This is a genomic window from Paenibacillus sp. WC2504 (genome assembly GCF_052682475.1).
Genome location: NZ_JBQZFH010000001.1, coordinates 3,639,281 through 3,657,808, shown reverse-complemented (window position 1 = coordinate 3,657,808; position 18,528 = coordinate 3,639,281). Strand labels below are relative to the sequence as shown.

Here is an 18,528-nt window from a genome sequence, read left to right as displayed (position 1 = left end):
AGACCTTTATTTTCAAAAAAAAACACCAGCAAACGCGGATGCTATCCACTTTTACTAGTGTTCTATACTCGGGCGATTAACGCTCTACTCACAATCGGCCAGAGTGAAAGCCGTAAAGTCTCCACGGCTTATGTCCTCCAAAATAACGCGATACCTTGTCGGTTCCTTGGACAGGCTGCACACGCAGATCGGGTACTGCTTCGCCAATAAAAAGAATAACTTCTTCATCTTCATGCAAATCCAGTGCTATTTCATCGTCGATAAACGATTCACCAGACACTCGAACATTGTTGTCATTCCCAATAATGTTCCAGCGTACAAGCCCCTTCCACCCCGTCTTGACCAAACATGGCTCTCCTGCCAAACTTTTTACTCGGATCCACTGGGTGACGCCCTCTTTGCGTACAGCGCTGACCAGGAAGGCTCCTTCTGCTCGCAAATCATGGAACGCCAGCTCCGTCCAAGCTTCCGGCACCGCCGGAAGCACACGCAGCTTGCCGCCCCAGCTCTGAAGCAGCATATCGTGTATCGACTCGGCGCCAGCCAGCGGTGTTTCGATCACCGGTCCTGCTTCCTTATACATGGTATTCGGCTTGATGATGAGCAAAAGCGATTGCAGCAATCGCCATGCCTCATCCCCCCAACCAAGAACAGCGGCAATTGAAGCCGCCCCAGTCATACTGAATCCCCGCAGATCTCCTTCTTTGCTCAGCCAATGACGCAAAGAAGTGGCGATTAATTCGTACTCCTCTTGCGTATCACCGCTAACGAGATGCAGCGGAAAAATCGCCAGCAAGTGGCTGAAATGTCGATGCCCATAAGCAAGCGGCATGTCTTGCCCAACCATAAAACCTGTCTCATCGACGGGCAGCGGAACCAGCTTCTTCAGAATATCTTCCCATTCCTGGATCAATGGATCCTTCATCGCCAGCTTTTGACTAATATGAAGCAATGTCTCGCATCCCCAGCGGAGCAAGGATACATCATAATGGCAATCCCGCACGGTGGTGCGCATGAATGAGCCGTATTCCGGTGAAATTGTCGGAGGCAAATGAAGGAAACCGTCTGTCCCCTCCTCTAACAAATGCCGATAATAGTTCACGCTGCGTTTTAAAATCGGGAATAAGACTTCTCCCAGCATCTTTTCATCCATGGCATATCGGTAATGCCGCCAAATACTATGACTAATCCAAGTCAAGTTTCCGACCTCATCCTCGACTTGAGCCCTCAAATCAAAACTGCAGCTGCGCCCTAATCCAGCCGAATCATGCCGGCAATCTTCCGGAACATTCAGAATCAAATTGTCCCAGTTGTCCGTTAATGAACGAACCAGCGATTCTCCCATATGCAAACGATTGGCTGTATAAACCGGCGAGTAACTCATCTGCACGTTCATATTGAACCAAACACCTGGCCATGGTGTGGATGTGAGCCATGGCCCTTGATTATCGATCAATGGCTTATCCGGTCTGGTTGCCGATGCCAATTTGTACATTTGAATCCAGTAAAAGCTTTCCAGACGACCATCCGGCAGTGAAACGAAGCTTTGACGATAATACTGGTGCCACCAAGCACGGTGGGCCTGCACCCACTCTTCAAAATTGGCTGCTGATGCCTGCGCCACAGCCTCTACCGCTTCGGCAACCGCTGATTCATTGTGCCCATTGGCTACGGAAAGCCAACAGATGCGGCGATTCGGAGTAATCTGTACATCCTTCCAAGCGGTCACGCAGCCATCTTCACCCGAATAGCGCTGGGTGCACACATGGATTCCGTCCGCTACTTCCGTGTGTTCCACTTCCGTCGAAGGTATATATTGATTTAAATTCACGCCGTCTGCATTTTTCAGTATAGGGTCAACTTCCGGATAGGCATACCAAGCACATCGGGCGGCGCTTTCCCCGGGTGTTGTCTCAATCTCTACAGCTATCACCGGATAGAGACTATGTACAAGCGAGCGAAGTTTAACCTCTCCGCTCGTTGTCGTAAGCGTAGCTAGTAATTCAGCATTCCACAAGCTAACCCGCATATGTGTCGGATGATAGATTCTTCCTGCCAATTCCAGATCCAGCTCGCCGAGCGGAACACGAGGAGGAAACCCCGGTTTGTCCACCCGATTTGCCGTCACATCCGTACGGCCGGTAACCATGCGGAGCACATGCCGTTTGCTGGCATGTTCCTCGCCATAAACCATCGTACCCAGTAATCCGTTGCCAAGGAATGCCCCTTCATCCCAGCTAACCGGCTTTACTACCCATTCCATATCGTTGGCTGACATGAAACGCTCCCAATCTACCTCCATGTGAATCGCCGAGCCCTTGCTTTCTTTCACGCCAAGTCTCCTCCTTTATCCCTTGATGGCACCAATAAGAGCACCTTTGACGAAATATTTCTGCAAAAATGGATAAACGAACAAAATCGGAACTGTCGCAACGATAATCGTTGCATACTTCAACGTAGCGGCAAGCATTGCCGCATCCCCGTCTGAAGCGCCTGTGTTCGCATTGGCTTCCCCTTGCAGCAGGATTTCCCTGAGCACTAATTGCAGCGGGTAGAGCGAACGCTCCTGCAGAAAAATCATCGCATTGAACCAGGAGTTCCAATGACTCACACCGTAATACAGCAGCATCACGGCAATCACGGGCATCGAAAGCGGCAGAACGATTCGGAATAAAATGACGAAATCATTCGCTCCGTCCATTTTGGCCGACTCCTCCAGCGCATCGGGTATAGCTTCGAATGCGGTCTTCATCAGAATCAAGTTGAACGTATTAATAGCCTGTGGAATGATAAGCGCCCACAGGGAATCAACAAGTCCCACTCCCTTGACCGTCAAGTAGAGCGGAATCAACCCTCCGCTAAAGAACATGGTGAAGATGATGAATAACATCAGCGGCTTGCGGTATTGCAAGCTCTTGCGCGAAAGAGCGTAAGCTCCGAATGAGGTCAGAGTAATATTAAGCGCCAAGCCCATCAGTACGACAAATAATGTATTTCCATAGCCTTTTAAGATCATCGGATTGCGGAAGACATTCGTATAGGCATCAAGCGAGAAACCAATGGGACGCCATAAGATGCCTTTGTGCCCCATCAGGCTTCCGGCGTCACTGACGGAAGCAAACGCCACATAAAGCAGCGGATATACAGTAAGGATCATTAGCAAGAGCAGCAGCACCGTATTGATATAATCGAAACATTTCTCAGAGAAGCTCGCTTTGTTCAGCATGATGATCTCTCTCTCCTTTTTACCACAAGCTCGTATCGTTAAATTTGCGGCTTAACCAGTTGGATGAAATGAGCAGGACAAAATTGATGACCGAGTTAAACAAGCCCACCGCTGAACTGAAGCTGTAATTGAAATCTTGCAGACCAACGCGATAGACATACGAGGAAATCACGTCAGCTGTTTCATAAGTACCCGGATTATACAGCAAAATGATTTTCTCAAACCCGACATTCATCATACGGCCGATATCGAGGATAAGCAGAATAATGATCGTTGGCATAAGTCCCGGTAAGGTGACATGCGTCATTTGCTTCCAGCGTCCAGCGCCGTCGATTTTGGCTGCTTCGTACTGCTCTTGGTCGATCCCGGTTAAAGCGGCTAAGAAAATGATTGTCCCCCAACCGATATTTTGCCAGATGCCTGACGATACATACACCGTACGGAACAAGCTGGGTTCGAGCAAAAAGGTCACGCGCTCTCCGCCGAAGAAAGCGACAATATCGTTGATCACCCCTTCACTCGAAGTGAAGTCTTTGAGAATCCCGCAAATGACAATTAATGAAATAAAATGAGGCATGTACGTTATCGTTTGCACAGTTCTTTTAAACAAAGCATGTTTTAATTCATTCAACAAAAGTGCCAGGACAATTGGAGCCGGGAATCCGAATAACAACTGATAGAAGCTGATCAGAACCGTATTCTTGATCGTTCTCCAGAAATAAGGGCCCGTAAAGAATTCACGGAAATGCTCGAATCCGACCCAATCGCTGCCCCAAATGCCAAGTCTCGGGGAGAAATCCTTAAATGCGATCATGGCACCATACATGGGTGCATAGTGGAATACAATATAGTAAAGCAGAACAGGGAGCAGCATCACATAAAGCAGTTTGTTTTTACGAATATCCAGAAAAATGCCGAAGTTCAATTTCCTTTTTTCTCCAAGGGTTGTCATCGGTTTGGTTTTGGAAATCATGGTGTTCATAGCATCACCCTCTCCATCCTTGGCGCTGCTAGGCCGAAGGACGGAACGCAATGTCCCTTCCTCCGCCAGCATGGCCGCAGACTAATTATCGCTTATTGTATCGATCCAGAGCGCCTTGATAGATTTGGGTGACCTTGTCGATTCCCATCTCTTTGATCCGCTTCACATAATGATCGAATTTGTCGATCGGCTCTTTGCCCATTACAAATTTGACGAACATCTCTTCTTTGTAACTCGTAATCGCCGTGTTTAATTTGGCCAGTTCTTTACTTTCCTCCGCTGTCGGCGTCAAGAAGAGCGGCATCACGTGCTTGACAGCGTCCGTTTGTTCCCAAATTTTGATCGCTTCATCTTGTTCTTTGAACGTATTGAAACTTTTCCGGCTATCGCCCAGGAATGGACCGTTCGGCTTCGTGTACTGGGAAACCATTTGCTGCAAGTTATATTTCGGATCTTTCGTGATTTTTTCAGAAAATTTAGGGACGCCGTTATCCATGGTGTAGCTTTCGCCTTCAATACCGAAATTGAAGAGCATGCTGCCTTTTGAGCTATAGGCGTAATCCATCCATTTGACGGCAAGTTCCGCATGTTTGGAATCCCCGGAAACCGCCTTGCTTGCAGCAGGATTATATTTGAAGTCACGTTGGCCGATGAAAGCGCGCTCACCTTTATTCAACGTAGGATATGGAGCGGCAACGAGCTGGAATTTCGGATTTTTCTTCTTACCGGTATCCATCCATCTGCCCATACCTCCGCTTAATAAGCCGACTGTTGCACCAGACGCATCACTCATCAATTTGGTATCCAGCGACTTGGAGTCCGTGTTAAGCGCAAAGTCTTTATCCAGCAATCCTTCGGCATACCATTTGTGCAGCAAAGCCAGTGCATCCTTGAATTGAGGATCCGTAGGGCCGTATTTCACTTTGCCCTGATCGTCGATATAGAAACGGTTTGCTGTTTTGTAAGCGCCAATAAAGGCATCTTGGATATTCAATTCATTGCTGTATTGCGCTGAAAATGGTGCGGTTGCCCCTTTTTTCTCCTTGAACGCCTTGAGCACCGTATACCATTCGTCGATTGTCGTAGGTACTTGAAGGTTCAACTCATCCAACCAGTCTTTGCGGATCATCGGTCCTCTGAATACCAATCCGTTGTCGGGGCGAATCATAGGAAATGCGTAATAGGTGCCATTGTCCGTCTTGATCATTTTATCCAGCTCTTTATCCTGCTGAAGCAGTTTCTTTAAATTAGGAGCATTTTTATCGATCAAATCGTTCAGAGGTAAAATAACCTTGTCCGTAATGGCTTTCTCTGGTCCACCCGGATAGGCTGCCGCTCCGCCGCCGCCCCAATTGTATTCAATGACATCCGGTAAATTGTTCGATGCGATCAACAGGTTGAATTGGTCCTTCGATTGACCGTCTGCCGGGTGCGTATATTTCACCTTAACCCCTGTTTCGCTCTCTAACCGCTTACCGAATGGCGATTCAGCCAAGTTAGGGACGAATGACGCCAGGTTCGTGTCGATCTGTTCCCAAGAAGTTAATGTTTCCTGTGTGCTAATCGGATATTGGCCAGCTGCGGTTGACGGCGTTGCCGTCGTTTTCGCAGTTCCTGTTTCACTTGGCGCCCCCGTATTCACTTTGGAACAGGCAACGAACATGCTGGAAGCTACTACAACGCTTAGCGCGATGCTAATTGACTTTCTTTTGGAATGTTTCCTCATAGGTAATCCCCCTCGTATCATCTAGTGCTGATTCTCGTCTTGCAGCACCATGGCTTAAGTATGGAGGGTAGACCGCCATTTTGAATATCGTCAAAACTGCAAATCCCCCTTTAAAATCCGTAAAAGGCAATCATCAGAATCCAAAATCACTATGCAAAAAATGAAAAGCCGCCCAAGCAAGCTTGTACGACTTTCATAAATCAGATCACAATGGTTTCAGTTCTTTGTATTTCCCTGGTGTGATGCCCTCGAATTTCTTAAACGTCCGGTTAAACGTATTGATATCGTTGTACCCGACCTTTCGTGCAATTTCCATAATCGATAACGGTTGTTCGGTTAGCAGCTTTTTGGCCTCTTCCAAACGTGTACGGCTTATGAAATCAAGAAGAGCATCACCGGTTTGAGCTTTAAATTGTTTGGATAGATAAGAAGGCGTGATGCCAAATTTCTCTCCAATCATTGAAATGTTCAAATTTTCTTCAGCATAGTTGGCCTTCACATAAGCGCTAACCAGATCGCCTAGCGGACTATACTCCTGCTTACGATCGGCTTGAATGGACTCACAGACCTGTTCGAGGATCGAAAGAATTTCTCTTTTCATTTCTTTTATAGTTTCACATTCGGATAACCGTTCGACAGGGTTGAATTGTTCCATAAAGGACTTTTTATTCCCTTGCGAACCCATCTCATTCATTGTTTTCAGCATTGTACTAGCAAGATCGAACATCAGACATTTGCCAAGTGGCACCGACAAAACGGAATTAGAACCATTTGTTTCAATAATTTGCTCAATGATCGTGCTCGATTTCTCATAATCGCCAGTCTTGACGAAATTAATCAATTGCTGCTCCACGTGCAGCGGATAATAATAATTTCCAGCCTGCCGGACAGCCTCGGAGCTCGGTAATTCGTCGTAACGAATGATCGCTCCGCTTCCTTTGACAAGCCGATAAGCCATCGCTGACAGAGCTTCTTGATACGCTTCGGCAATACCAAACAGATCTTCATGTATGGAACTGATCGACACCGTCAAATGCACATGAAAATGATCAAGCAGGAATAGTTTCACCGATTCAGCAACTCGGCGCAGCTCATCTGTATCCGGCTCTTGGGATCCAAAATTAAAAATACAAGCTTGCATATCGTCAATTTCCGTCGTGAAGCCCCGGTTCTGAAGGCCAATCACTTCTTCTACCACATTCATAAGAATGAATTGCATCAATTTTACTTTCTGCGGATCAATGGCGACATCTTCCTGAAATTTGCCGAAATGATCGATGTGGAACAAAATCACGGCAAAATGCGGGGAATCCAGCCGAATATCATGAGCCGAAAGCGATTCATGCACAGGGATGTCCTGCTCTAAATTGCCCTTCAGCAGCCCCTGCAAGAAATGGGAGCGAATGGCGTCCCGATGCTGGTGCAGCCGGCGGTCCACCTGCTCTTTCTCCGCAAACGTATTATTGAGCGCATCTTGCAAAAAACCGTATTCATTCGTCCCCTCCGCAAATGAAATTCCTGCTTTCATCGAGAAACTTCGAATGAGGTGATGAATCGGATTGTAATTTTTGCGCAGGAACAAGAATGTAACCAGCCCTCCCAGAAGAAGACTAAGAATAATGCTTGCATAGACCAAGCTTTTCATATACTTCATCTTATCGTCAAAGCGCTCGGCAGGAATCATCGACATGTACTTCCATCCTGTCCTGGCCGAGGTTGTATACGATACAGCAACTTGTTTATTTGCTACATCCCCATAAAATAGCCCATTTTCACCCGTAAACTTGTCATAGGTGAGAAAGTCAGGGCTTTGCTCAAGGCCACTGGAAGCAACTAATCGATTTTCTTTATCGAGCACCGCTACCGACGTTGCTTCGGATGGCGGGATATTGGCGAGCAGCTTGGAATCTCTCATAACAAACAGGAGCACAGCTCCGGGCTGATCCCGATTCGCCAACGTAACCGATTTGGCAAAGAGAACGGCTTTATAGGCATTCTCATCCTCCGTTATCGTAACGGGGGTATATTCCTGGATGTAGCGTTTATCCAAATACGTCTTCCACGCCTCATAACCTTTGAGGGTCTGTCCGTCCAGCATTTGAAACAGTTGGCGGCTATCTGTCCGATTGCGCGTGGATATGACCGTGTCGCTATTTTTGTAATACAGATAAATTTGTTCAATAAACTCATTAGCTGTCTGGTAAATCCGCAAATCATTGGATATTGTGACTAAATCGTAATAATCGTTATCCGTGAGCGGCTGTGATGTATTGATAAAAGCATTCACTTGTTTATTAAGCGAAATTTCCAAACTCAATCGCTCAATACCGCCCAGGCTGTTGTCGATTGCCAATTCCATCTGCTTCAGTGCGTTATTGTTGGCGCGATTCACCTCCGATTCGACCACATGCCAGGAAGCCGCATATAAAATTCCGCTAATGATAATCGGAACGAGAAGAACCGAAATATAAGAGGTAAGCCAAGTAACGATGACACTGCGTTTATTGAACCGGATCCGATTAAACTTCATTAGCACTAACCCCTTATCGCCATGATGTAACTGCTTTCATTTATTATAACGAAAATTTGTGGAACCGTCTTGCCGATATGACAACTCATATCCAAAGCAGCGGTTGCCGGATCGCTATATTCCGTCTGACTTCGGCCTGCTGCGGGTTATGCTCAAGCGTTCTCCATAAGGCAAGCAGCCTATCAGAATCATTTGCAAGCCCGGTAAACAGCAAGAAAGGCATAGCGGCCGGCCAATCTTTCTCATATTCGACATCAGCCCCATAAGGCCACAATGATTTATTTTCCAGATACGGCAGGAGAAATTGGATTCCCTTCTGTACGCCTCGCCCATCAGGAAGTTGGAATTCCCAAAGGTTATCTTCCGGTGTGGCGAGGATATGAGTAAGAGTAACAAAATTATCCAACGTGAACAGAGAATACGCATAGGGCTTCGTTCGTGACAACTCCCTTGGAAAACTGCCATCGAGATCCATCTGCTCCGCGAGCAATCGGCTCTTGTATGCTTCTCTGCAATAATCCAGCATACCATGATGACCAGTCAACTTTGCGAAAGCAGCAGCCTGAACGAACCAACAAATCCCGTGATTGTTGGGTTCATTTCGTTCTTCCACCCCTTGCGGGTGCTCGTTCATCCATTGCAAATAATCTGCGAACCAGAGAGTAACCTCATGTAAGACCTGTTTATCAGGTAAGGAGGTATCTTCACTATTCAGCACGTGTACAGCTGCCGCCACATCAATCAAATGCAGCGTATCGATGACGCCGATCCCTCGTCCGTTGCAAATACCAGGAATCGCTTGTGCATAAAGCAGGTGCGGATTCATTCGCGTATTCTTATCTACAAAAAATGCTTCTAACAGCCCCACAGCTTTCGCTGCATACTTCTGCTCCCCCGTTATGCGGTAAGCGGAAGTCAAACAAGCAACCAAGGACCGCATACGTCTAAGCAAAATTCGATGTTCTTGGAAATTATCCGGATTGCTTTCACCGTCACGGCGAACATAAGGCAACCCATCCGGCGTGTTTGGATTTGGCCACCAATAATCTCCGTTTGAATAATAATCGTGCGCACTCCCGGGGCTTTGCAGCGCTATCGCTTCTGTTATATGTACATTTGGAGAAGTCAGTGCAGCTTCAGCCTCTTGAACGATCGCTTCCAAATCCAAATATTGACCCCAATTCTCTCTGTTTACTTGGCAGTTTCCTCGCATACACTCAAGCTCCTTTTTATTCAAATTATATAAAGCACCAAATGCAGCAGATCGGCCCCTGAACTCCAGGAAACCAAATCTGCTGCATACCATGTGCCGTTTATTGCAGAAACCACAAAACTACTGCCGATTCAACATACGCATGACGACTGTAACGGCTTCCGCCCTTGTAGCGGTAACAAACGGCTCAAAAGTTTGATTCTCCCGACCGTTTATAAGCCCTAAGGAAACCGCTCGCGAAACCGCTGGCAATGCCCATGCTGGAATCCGAGAACTGTCATTAAACTTGGTTGAAAGTGCCCCCTCCTCTTTTGGAGAATAGGCCCTTACAAGCATAACAACCATTTCCGTCCGGTTAATGGATGCATTGGGACGTAGTGACTGGTCTTCATATCCCTGCAGAATCCCAGCTGCCAGCGCTGCGCCCAGTTCTCCCTCCGCCCATGCCGGAATATCCGCTTGATCGGAGAATGTCCGTTTCGAAGGTTCCGCCTTCAAACCTAATGCTCGTACCAGCATAGCAGCGAATTGTAATCTTGTCATCGGTTCGTCAGGTTTGAAGCTTCCGTCCGCGTAACCGTTCACGATGCCTTTGGCAGCAGCGCGAGAAATTTCTTCCGATGCCCAATGTTTCGACACATCCGCAAAAGATTCCTGCGACGGCGCGGTTGGCGAAGGATTTACAGGCAGCGGGTTAGCCGGTTCAGGAACTGGATTCGGTAAAGGCGCTGGCGCAGGTGCCGAGCTATTACCGGATGAAGAGTTCCTCGATGACGAGCTGCTGCTTGATGGTCGCTGCACCATAATGCTATACGTCTTATGAACGCCGGTTGGCAACGACACATCGATTAGTACAACACTGCCAGTCCCGGCAATGGCAAGCGGTTCGCTTTCGCTGCCGCTGCGAACGGTTTGCCGTACTGTGCCGTCAACGCTCACTTGAATCTCAGCAAATTGACTTGCCGATGTTGGTGTCATTTTCAAGTTGCTTATTCCCGTTGGGAGCATCACTGTATAATAAGTGACTTCCGGGCGAAAGGCAGGCGCGAATGTTAAATTCGAGCTAAGCTGCAAGCTGCTCAATTCTGGCGTCACTTCTTCCACTGGCTGATTCTGTCCAGCCGCAGGTCCAACATCCGCTGCAGTAAGGGGCCGATGTGTCAAATCACTCGACGGTTCGTACTCGTCGCTACCAACATCAGCGGTGTGTATCCGTCTTTGACCGTCCATATCGTCTGAAGCGATATACTGACCTTTTGCCGCATCAACCGCAGGACTTAGCGGCGATATACGGATTAATCCGTCGCTGCCGCGAATTAGTTTCAGATCGCCTTTGTAAGTGGCGCTTACAACCGTTGCATTCGCTGCCACCGCAGCAATCCCATCGGCCATATTGCCGACATACGTTGGCCGGCCTGCATCTGTAATATCTTTTGTCTCATTGAAAATAGTCCCTGCGTTACTGAAAATCAAATTGTTATAAATTTGTGTTCCCGTCGGCTGGAACGTGCGCTGTGCAATTTTTACCGCCGATGCTTTATTACTTAAATTTACGAAGGTATTGTTATAAATCTGTACATCGTATTGTCTCCAATGCCCGCGCAGCAGCTCCTGCTGCCTTTCCGGCGTAAGGCTCTTCAGCTCAGCGAAATCGTTCGCACCTGTGCCCCAACGGATGATCGGATTCGTGCCCCCATCCGGCCCGGCGTCTTCCGTTCCTCCATCCAGCTGAACCGCATCATCCGTAAGCCCTTCCATGTAGTTATTATAAATTTGGTGATTATTTCCATAAATGCGGAATCCGCTAGTACCTGCTTTCTTGCCATCCGCGATGATGAAGTTGCCATAAAAGCTGTTGCGATGACCGTGACGGGCAACCATTCCTCCATAAGAATTGAGGACGGTGTTATAACGGATTGTGTTGTCACTGCTTTTCACCGAGACGATTTCGTCCTCCCCGTTCAACCCGTCGAACAAATTGTATTGAACCGTAACGTGCCCAGGAGCCAATGATAATCCGGAAAGCCCTAAGCGGATCGCTTCCAAGCCATTGCTCACTCGCGGACCGATATCATGAAAGTGATTGTATTCAATCACATCATATTGTGAAACCGCGTCCTTACCGTCATAAGTAATCACTGCTCCAAAGCCTGTCTTCGGTCCGATATCATTATAGGCGATACGGTTGTGACTGCTCGTCCCCTCAACCCGAATATAATGCCGGTCAGTCCCGCTGTCTGTGAGCAGTGCCGTGTTCGGCGAATGTGATGTTTCCCCCGTGTAGACGGCTCCATTAGGGTCATAATTGGCACCGTAACGGCAGCTATTTTCCACACCGATGACACACCAGATTTGTTTGCTGACGTTATTCTCAACCTTCGTAAAACGGTATTTCTGACCTGTTTCATCCAAAGCAAATGTATTTCGCAAAATTGTGATATTGCTGGAATCGTACAGCTGCACCCCTGGATGCACGCCACTCATACTGGCAATTCTTTCTTCGGGGACTGCTCTGCTCCGCAGTGTATCCTCACCATGTTCCGATCCGCCGCCCGAGTGAAAGGTGAGACCCTCAACTTCGACGTATTCGGAGTTTTCGATATGCATGTAGCTGTCACCGGCAATAACTGCCTTGCCTTGCTCCGCAGCAATAATTCGTATCGGCAGCGCGGCTGTACCTTTTATATCCTTCACTACGAATGGTCCCTTTTGCTGATAAGTACCGTTTTGTAATTCAATCGTCATCCCTTTCGCAGCCTGATCCAGCGCAACCTGCAAGTCATCCGAAGAGCTGACTTTCACCACTTGAACAGGAGGAAGCGGTTCCACCGGCTTATCACCTGCTTGCGGCGGCCCGCTAGGTACAGTGGGCTCCTCGACATCAGGCGCAGTACCTGTGTAAAGTTCAACTTCCGTTATACTATTCCAATTGCCCGAGCTTCCCGAAGCTGTATTGCCGTATCCGACCAGCCGCAAATACCGTACGGATGCCGGATTACTCAGCACATAAGGTTGAAGGATATCATCCCCGACCTTTAGAACACGGCTTGACCGCTTGGGAAGCAAAACGGTCGGATTCTGGAAATCCGCTTGATTCGAACCAATAATTTCAAAATTAGTTTGACGATCGAGCGCATTCAAGAAAGCAATATTTAAATAGGTGACCTTCTCTGGTTGCCCTAAATCGAACTGCAGCCACTCCCCTTGTCCCGAAGCGGACCAGCGGACATCATTATCCCAAATCCCGTCCACCACATTCGCGGGAATATTCGTGGTGTTCGGCTGATAAGAACTGGCGGTAACCGTGCTTGCGTTCAATGGTATTTGACCGTTTGTTCCTTTGGCGGATAGCCTATAGGCCTGAAGTGTATAAGTATTCGTTGAATCTCCACTTGACAAACGAATATTAATTTTATTCACGCCGGGTGCAAGCGGCACATTGGCAAAATCACTCACCGGCTGATTCATGCCATTGTTGTTCGTCAGATTCACTGTCGTCGAAATACCTGCGCCAGCTTGCATCTCAAACCGAACAGGACTTGCATCCTGTTGGACAATGACCTCATACCCACCCATCTTGGAAGGTGAAAATGGTATGTTCAACCCTAACTTTTGGCCGCCTGCCCAAACGTCAAGGCTAGAAAGCTGGATTTCCGGCATTTTCTCGGCAAAGGTGAAGAAGGATCCGTCTGCCAGCTCCGTATCCGCTGCATAATAGACTCCTCCATGGAGTTCCACCGGAGCCAATGGATGTGGTACCGCGTCGCTGAAATCACCGCTCGTACTGGTTAATAGCAATCCGCCTAACGGGAGCATGGCTTCCGGGAAAGCGACTTGCACCGTCCCGACATTGCCGGTGTTCTGGACTTTCCACATCCGCGCCGACTGCTTGAAGCCCGTTCCGTAAGGAACCGATGGCGCTGTACTTCCGTTATCTCCCCATAGAAGATATTGCTTATCCGTTAAAGCTCCTTTCGCACTAACGATGACCTGAGATGCCGCCGGTCCTTCACTGCTTCGGCTTGCTTCTTGAGCCAATGCGCCTTGCTGATCTCGAACAATGCCTGCGATGTTATGGCCAAAATCCGCATTGGCCGCTGTGGGCCACACAACCTGAGGCGACAAACCGGCTGATACATAATCCTTCCCTCTCAGTGGCGTTCCGAACTTGAGGGCCATGTACGTTTGCACTTGATTTTGCTGGATGCTGCTTAGCGAATCGCCAAAAACGATCATCTCAGCAACTTGTCCATCATAGCCAGAACCCCCCGTGACAGCAGAACCGAGGGACATCGGGTTACTTCCGTTGCCAACCATCGCAAGTCGAGCCTGAGACGATGTTGCAATCGTTTGCCCATCTAAAGTAATGGCTTGATAGACGTTATTTGTAACAGATGGACGTGATTCATACTGAAAGCCCCAGCTGTTGTAGGAAAGAGGCGGAACTGAATAACCCGTTGTTTGCCGTGGATTACCCGATGTGACAGAACCCGAATCCCATAGGATTTGTGAGGTACTTGAAAAGAAAGGAATATAAGCCCCGAACTTTCCTGTCCCTTGTAAATTTTCATAGAAAATTTGCGAGGTCTGATTGGATAATGTGATCCCGCCTGCAACCACATAAGCACTTGCCCGTTCAACGGCTTCATTCTGAGCAAATAAGCCGTCTTTATCCAATAAAAGACTTCCGTTGCCTGAACGGATGAATTGGACCGACGGTTGGAAATTCAGTGATGGATTGGATGCCACATACTTTGGTTTCGTCCGCGGACTCTTGTCTCCGACCGTCCCGTCGTTGAGGAAATCGTTCCCTTGCGGACTGCTATCCTTCCATTTCGTCACCTCACCATTTCCATTTAGTGTCATACTCGATGGATCCGCTTTCAGCCACAATTTCAGCAAGTTGGCATCGACACCACCAGGTGTCCCGGTCGCTTCACCTATCGCAGCGGCTTTGGAGAAACCTGCTGGCAAACTTGTGAAAATCAAAGTTGCTGAGAGAATCAAGCTGATCTTTCGCTTCCAAGAAACTTTGAATACCTTGTTCAAATTTACATCACCCCTTCATCATCATGGATCTTTTAGGCATCAAAGTTGATGCTGACTAGCGTGAAAGCCAATACACACATCATATGTAAACCCTTACAAACAATAAATCATCAAAACCTAAACTCATCGTCAAAATCTCGAATACCACTGCTCATTATCGGATATGAACCATTAATTTGTGGGATCTGCCTGAATTCTCTATGATTTGAAGGGTTATAGTGTCAAAAAAAGAGCTGCACGCCGGCAGCTCCTTCATCCTGTATCTGTCATTTTTAATTATACATAGACTTTCCTTTGAAATACCGTCGTGAGTCTCTTATAATAGATGTTATCGCAAGTATAAGGAGTTGGTATCGATGGCAATAACCGATTGCCAGATTGGCACAGCCTCATGCAAAGCCTGTTTTGGAGGCGATACTTTGCATGGGCGAGAATTGAGCAGTAACAACATCGCCTAATTCAGCATAGATCGGTTCCACGATTTGGCTTTGCACCTTATTCATTTTACGATTATAAAATAAGGGGCTGTTCCATATGTGTGAACCATTCATTAGAAACCATCAATTCAATTTTATTAAAAAACAAGCCGGGATTCTGGAGCATGCGCTGAAAACGAACGCAGATTCGAAAGTATTGGAATCCGTTCGGTATAGCTCAGCATCGAAGATTTCTGAACTATTCCCAGACGCTACAGACAACCAGAAACAAATGCTGGAAGCCATTTTCAAGCTGCAAGCAGCGGACGATTTTCAAAAACATCTCAAAGCGTTAGAGCCTCATTTGATGGAATTTCCGCCAATTAGCGCAAAGCAGATTCTGAAGCTGTTCCCCAAGAACAAAAAGCTTAAGCTGCCTGATTTGTCAGCGATCGACTACCGGTATGTCACCTATCTTAGTTGGATCGATATAGCCACGAATAAACTGTTCATTGTCTATCATTTGAATGGGCAATTCGTTGGTGTAGAGGGGAAATATACCCCGACTAACAAAAAAGGCTTTTGTTTTTTATGTAATAGATATGAAGAACTTGCTCTTTTTACGGCAATCTCCAAGAAAAGGCCGGCTCATACTACGCCTGATTATTATAAAGCGGTCGGTAACTATTTATGTATGAATGGTCAAGAATGTAATAAGAATTTGACGGATGTTGCTTCGTTAGAAAAGTTTATTGACACTGTGATCGGTTAAATGAAAGAACCGGGACCTCTTGCTGCATAAGGTCCCGGTCTTTTTCTGGCTTCTGGCGGGTATCACATTGCAGGAATCTCAGAAGGCACCTTCAGATTAGTTACATCGAGGCACTTCTCATCTCGCGCTTTCAAGTCTTTTAGAAACTCAAGGAAGTTATATCTAGGTTTCCAACCCAATATTTCTTCTGCCATAGATAGGTCATGTTGTTCCACTTGATCTGGCAATTCGATCTCGTATTTGTTCAGCAGTTGAATGGCGCCTGGAACTTGTGTCTCGCACCACGTAGGACCCTTATTCTTAAAATCTTGAATAACATCCACGGGCATACCATGATTCGTATGTACAATTGTCCGAAATAGCCCGACTTTTTTTTCCAAAACGGCCTTCACAGAAGCAACTGTAGCTTCAGCCACATCCCTTCTATCCACACCATTGCGAAGCAAACGAGCACCGAACTCTAGATAGGGGCGAGGAATAAACTCATGATAACGCAGCATCGCTATTGAGGCACCCGTCATTTGATGATAAGTCTTACACAAATCTTCGCCAATAACTTTACTAACCCCGTAGACTGATCCCCAGCCATAAGCCATTGAAGAAGCATAGACGATAGCTTGAATTCCAGCTTGCTTGCATGCTTCCATCACATGAAAGGTTCCATCCACGTTCACTGCAAAAATAGTTTCATCACTTACTGGCGGATTATGCGCGCAATGCCAGGCTGCCAAATGAACGACAGCATCCATTCCATGTACCGTAGAACGCACATCACCAGGGCTTCTTGTGTCGCACCTTACAAACTCGAGTTCCCTCAAATCGTCTGCCTGGGGAGGCATAATGTCTGCCATCCTAACCGTGTAGCCTGCTTGAACTAATGCTCTGCATACTGCTTGACCACCATTGCCCGCGGCACCGGTAACAAGAACTTTCATGATCTCACACCACCTAACTTTGTATGTTGGTTATCTATTCGTCATTCTACATGCTACACCTTCCTTTGCGATAAAAAGTCCTACTCCGCGAGCGCGTATCACTAAGAATAAGCGAATAGAGAAACCAAAAAATCCCCGAAGTTAATCTTCCGGGATTATGTAAGCGACAAATTTGAATTTCACTGCATTAACGGATAAAACTTAAAGGCAGCAATTTGGTGAAAAAGCTAGTTTCATTTTCTACTTTTATTTTCTCCGGTTTCATGACTTGTTCATTTTTCATCGTATTATGAGACATCAAATTTTCCCATGCGTAGGTATTGATATTCACTCCATAATCCTCCTTCAATATCTCAGGTGTACTTCTATATCTTAGCTTTCATTTGTTCACCTGGTGTAAAAGAGGAATAGATTTATTGTAAAGAAAAAACACCGCCATGTTCCTTGGCGATGTCTTCCTTTTGGCGTGATATATTATTTAATAAATTGATCTAATGGACCTAAAGTAACGGCATTATACTTCTTGGAAAACTCCAAAAGTCTTTACCGACTTAGCTTTGTTGCGTATTTATTGCATGACTAGACAATGTAATACAACCTTCGATTACTTCAACTTCTCTGCAAGTTTCTTGCGATATTCCAAGGCAGGCAGTCCACCCCAACCCCAATTATCAGTGTCAACTTCTTCTATAACCACAAAAGTAGATTCTAATGGTTTGTTCAAAACATTGAGCAGAACTTCACTGACCCCTTTAATAATCGCGGCTTTCTCTTCAGCGGTAACGGATTGACGATCCGGCGTGGTGCCCTCGCGGGTCACTTGGATATTTACGATTGGCATCGATATTCTCCCCATTTCTATTAAAATTAGATGGATCTAATTTGCTAGTAGATTGGTTGATTTGCTAGATTTACATAGTTCCTGCGTTTTGCCCACCATCAACATAAAGGATTTCACCTGTAACAAAGTTAGCAGAATCCAGGTATAAAACAGCGTCCACGATGTCTTTAGACTCACCCATACGTCCAACTGGATGTAAACCGGCAAGAGCTTCATGTGTCTCAACAGCGTGCATTGGTGTTTTGATGACCCCCGGAGAAACAGCATTTACGCGAATACCACTTGCTGCATACTCAATTGCCAATGATTTGGTAGCTGACTTCAGACCGCCTTTTGTCAATGAAGCAAGCACGGAAGGCACTTTTACCGACGGCTGATCAACCAGACTTGTCGTAATATTCACGAAGTGTCCTGAACCTTGTTTCAGCATCTGCGTCACTGCACGCTGGGTAACGTGGAAGAAACCAACCACATTCGTGGATAAATACGTTGCAAAATCTTCTTCTGTATACTCCGTAAATGGTTTAGACATGAAAATACCAGCATTATTAACCAGCGTATCAATGCGTCCGAAGTGAGTTAACCCTTCTTCGATTAAGCGCTGCGCAACCTTAGGATCGGCGATATTACCAGCGACGAACCGCACGCTTTTTCCTGTGGGATCGATTTCTTTCGCAACCTCAGCCAATGCCTCTTCGCGGCGCCCATTGATGACGACTTTCGCTCCCTGATTCACCATCTCGATCGCCATCGCTTTCCCGAGACCGCTGCTTCCGCCAGTAATTACTACTACTTTGCCTTGTATCGTCATTGGTTATTCTCCTTTATGATGTTCTAG

12 protein-coding genes are annotated in these 18,528 nt (G+C 46.8%); 1 reads left to right on the top strand and 11 read right to left on the bottom strand.

The annotated features are described in order from the left end of the window. Window positions 1-88: 88 nt before the first annotated feature. From ACUN27_RS16320 to ACUN27_RS16290, 7 genes are all read right to left on the bottom strand, one after another. Window positions 89-2,332: a glycosyl hydrolase family 95 catalytic domain-containing protein gene (locus ACUN27_RS16320; RefSeq protein ID WP_445559200.1), complete on the bottom strand. Its 2,244-nt coding sequence runs from the start codon at window positions 2,330-2,332 to the stop codon at window positions 89-91. A gap of 15 nt (window positions 2,333-2,347) precedes the next feature. Beyond that, window positions 2,348-3,226, bottom strand: coding sequence for a carbohydrate ABC transporter permease (locus ACUN27_RS16315; protein WP_315950876.1), 879 nt, complete (start codon window positions 3,224-3,226; stop codon window positions 2,348-2,350). Window positions 3,227-3,245: 19 nt separating this feature from the next. Then, on the bottom strand, window positions 3,246-4,178 hold the full coding sequence (locus ACUN27_RS16310; RefSeq protein ID WP_315951495.1) for an ABC transporter permease: 933 nt from the start codon (window positions 4,176-4,178) through the stop codon (window positions 3,246-3,248). A gap of 115 nt (window positions 4,179-4,293) precedes the next feature. Next, window positions 4,294-5,934 carry an ABC transporter substrate-binding protein gene (locus ACUN27_RS16305; RefSeq protein WP_326060005.1) on the bottom strand — a complete coding sequence of 547 codons (1,641 nt, stop codon included), beginning with the start codon at window positions 5,932-5,934 and terminating at the stop codon, window positions 4,294-4,296. A 205-nt stretch (window positions 5,935-6,139) separates the two neighbouring features. After that, complete coding sequence (locus tag ACUN27_RS16300; protein WP_315950878.1) at window positions 6,140-8,464, bottom strand: helix-turn-helix domain-containing protein; 2,325 nt, start codon at window positions 8,462-8,464, stop codon at window positions 6,140-6,142. 85 nt (window positions 8,465-8,549) lie between these two features. Then, a complete protein-coding gene (locus tag ACUN27_RS16295) occupies window positions 8,550-9,677 on the bottom strand; it encodes an alginate lyase family protein (protein WP_315950879.1) in 1,128 nt (375 codons plus the stop codon). Between the two features lie 120 nt (window positions 9,678-9,797). Then, window positions 9,798-14,726, bottom strand: a complete 4,929-nt coding sequence (locus tag ACUN27_RS16290; RefSeq protein ID WP_326060007.1) for a chondroitinase-B domain-containing protein — start codon at window positions 14,724-14,726, stop codon at window positions 9,798-9,800. 534 nt (window positions 14,727-15,260) lie between these two features. Here ACUN27_RS16290 and ACUN27_RS16285 point away from each other — a divergent pair. Then, window positions 15,261-15,914 (top strand): FusB/FusC family EF-G-binding protein, encoded by a 654-nt coding sequence (locus ACUN27_RS16285; protein WP_326060008.1) that lies wholly within the window; start codon window positions 15,261-15,263, stop codon window positions 15,912-15,914. 62 nt (window positions 15,915-15,976) lie between these two features. Here the strand turns inward: ACUN27_RS16285 and ACUN27_RS16280 are convergent, their stop codons facing one another. The 4 genes from ACUN27_RS16280 to ACUN27_RS16265 form a co-directional block, all read right to left on the bottom strand. Then, window positions 15,977-16,849, bottom strand: coding sequence for an NAD-dependent epimerase/dehydratase family protein (locus ACUN27_RS16280; RefSeq protein ID WP_326060009.1), 873 nt, complete (start codon window positions 16,847-16,849; stop codon window positions 15,977-15,979). 187 nt (window positions 16,850-17,036) lie between these two features. Further along, window positions 17,037-17,180, bottom strand: a complete 144-nt coding sequence (locus ACUN27_RS16275) for a hypothetical protein (RefSeq protein ID WP_157320977.1) — start codon at window positions 17,178-17,180, stop codon at window positions 17,037-17,039. A 273-nt stretch (window positions 17,181-17,453) separates the two neighbouring features. Then, entirely contained in the window at window positions 17,454-17,690 is a 237-nt protein-coding gene (locus ACUN27_RS16270) for a tautomerase family protein (RefSeq protein WP_127450801.1), read from the bottom strand. Between the two features lie 70 nt (window positions 17,691-17,760). Further along, the gene (locus ACUN27_RS16265) at window positions 17,761-18,501 is read right to left on the bottom strand and encodes an SDR family NAD(P)-dependent oxidoreductase (protein WP_445559199.1); all 741 of its coding nucleotides are present in this window, start codon (window positions 18,499-18,501) and stop codon (window positions 17,761-17,763) included. Between the last annotated feature and the right edge of the window lie 27 nt (window positions 18,502-18,528).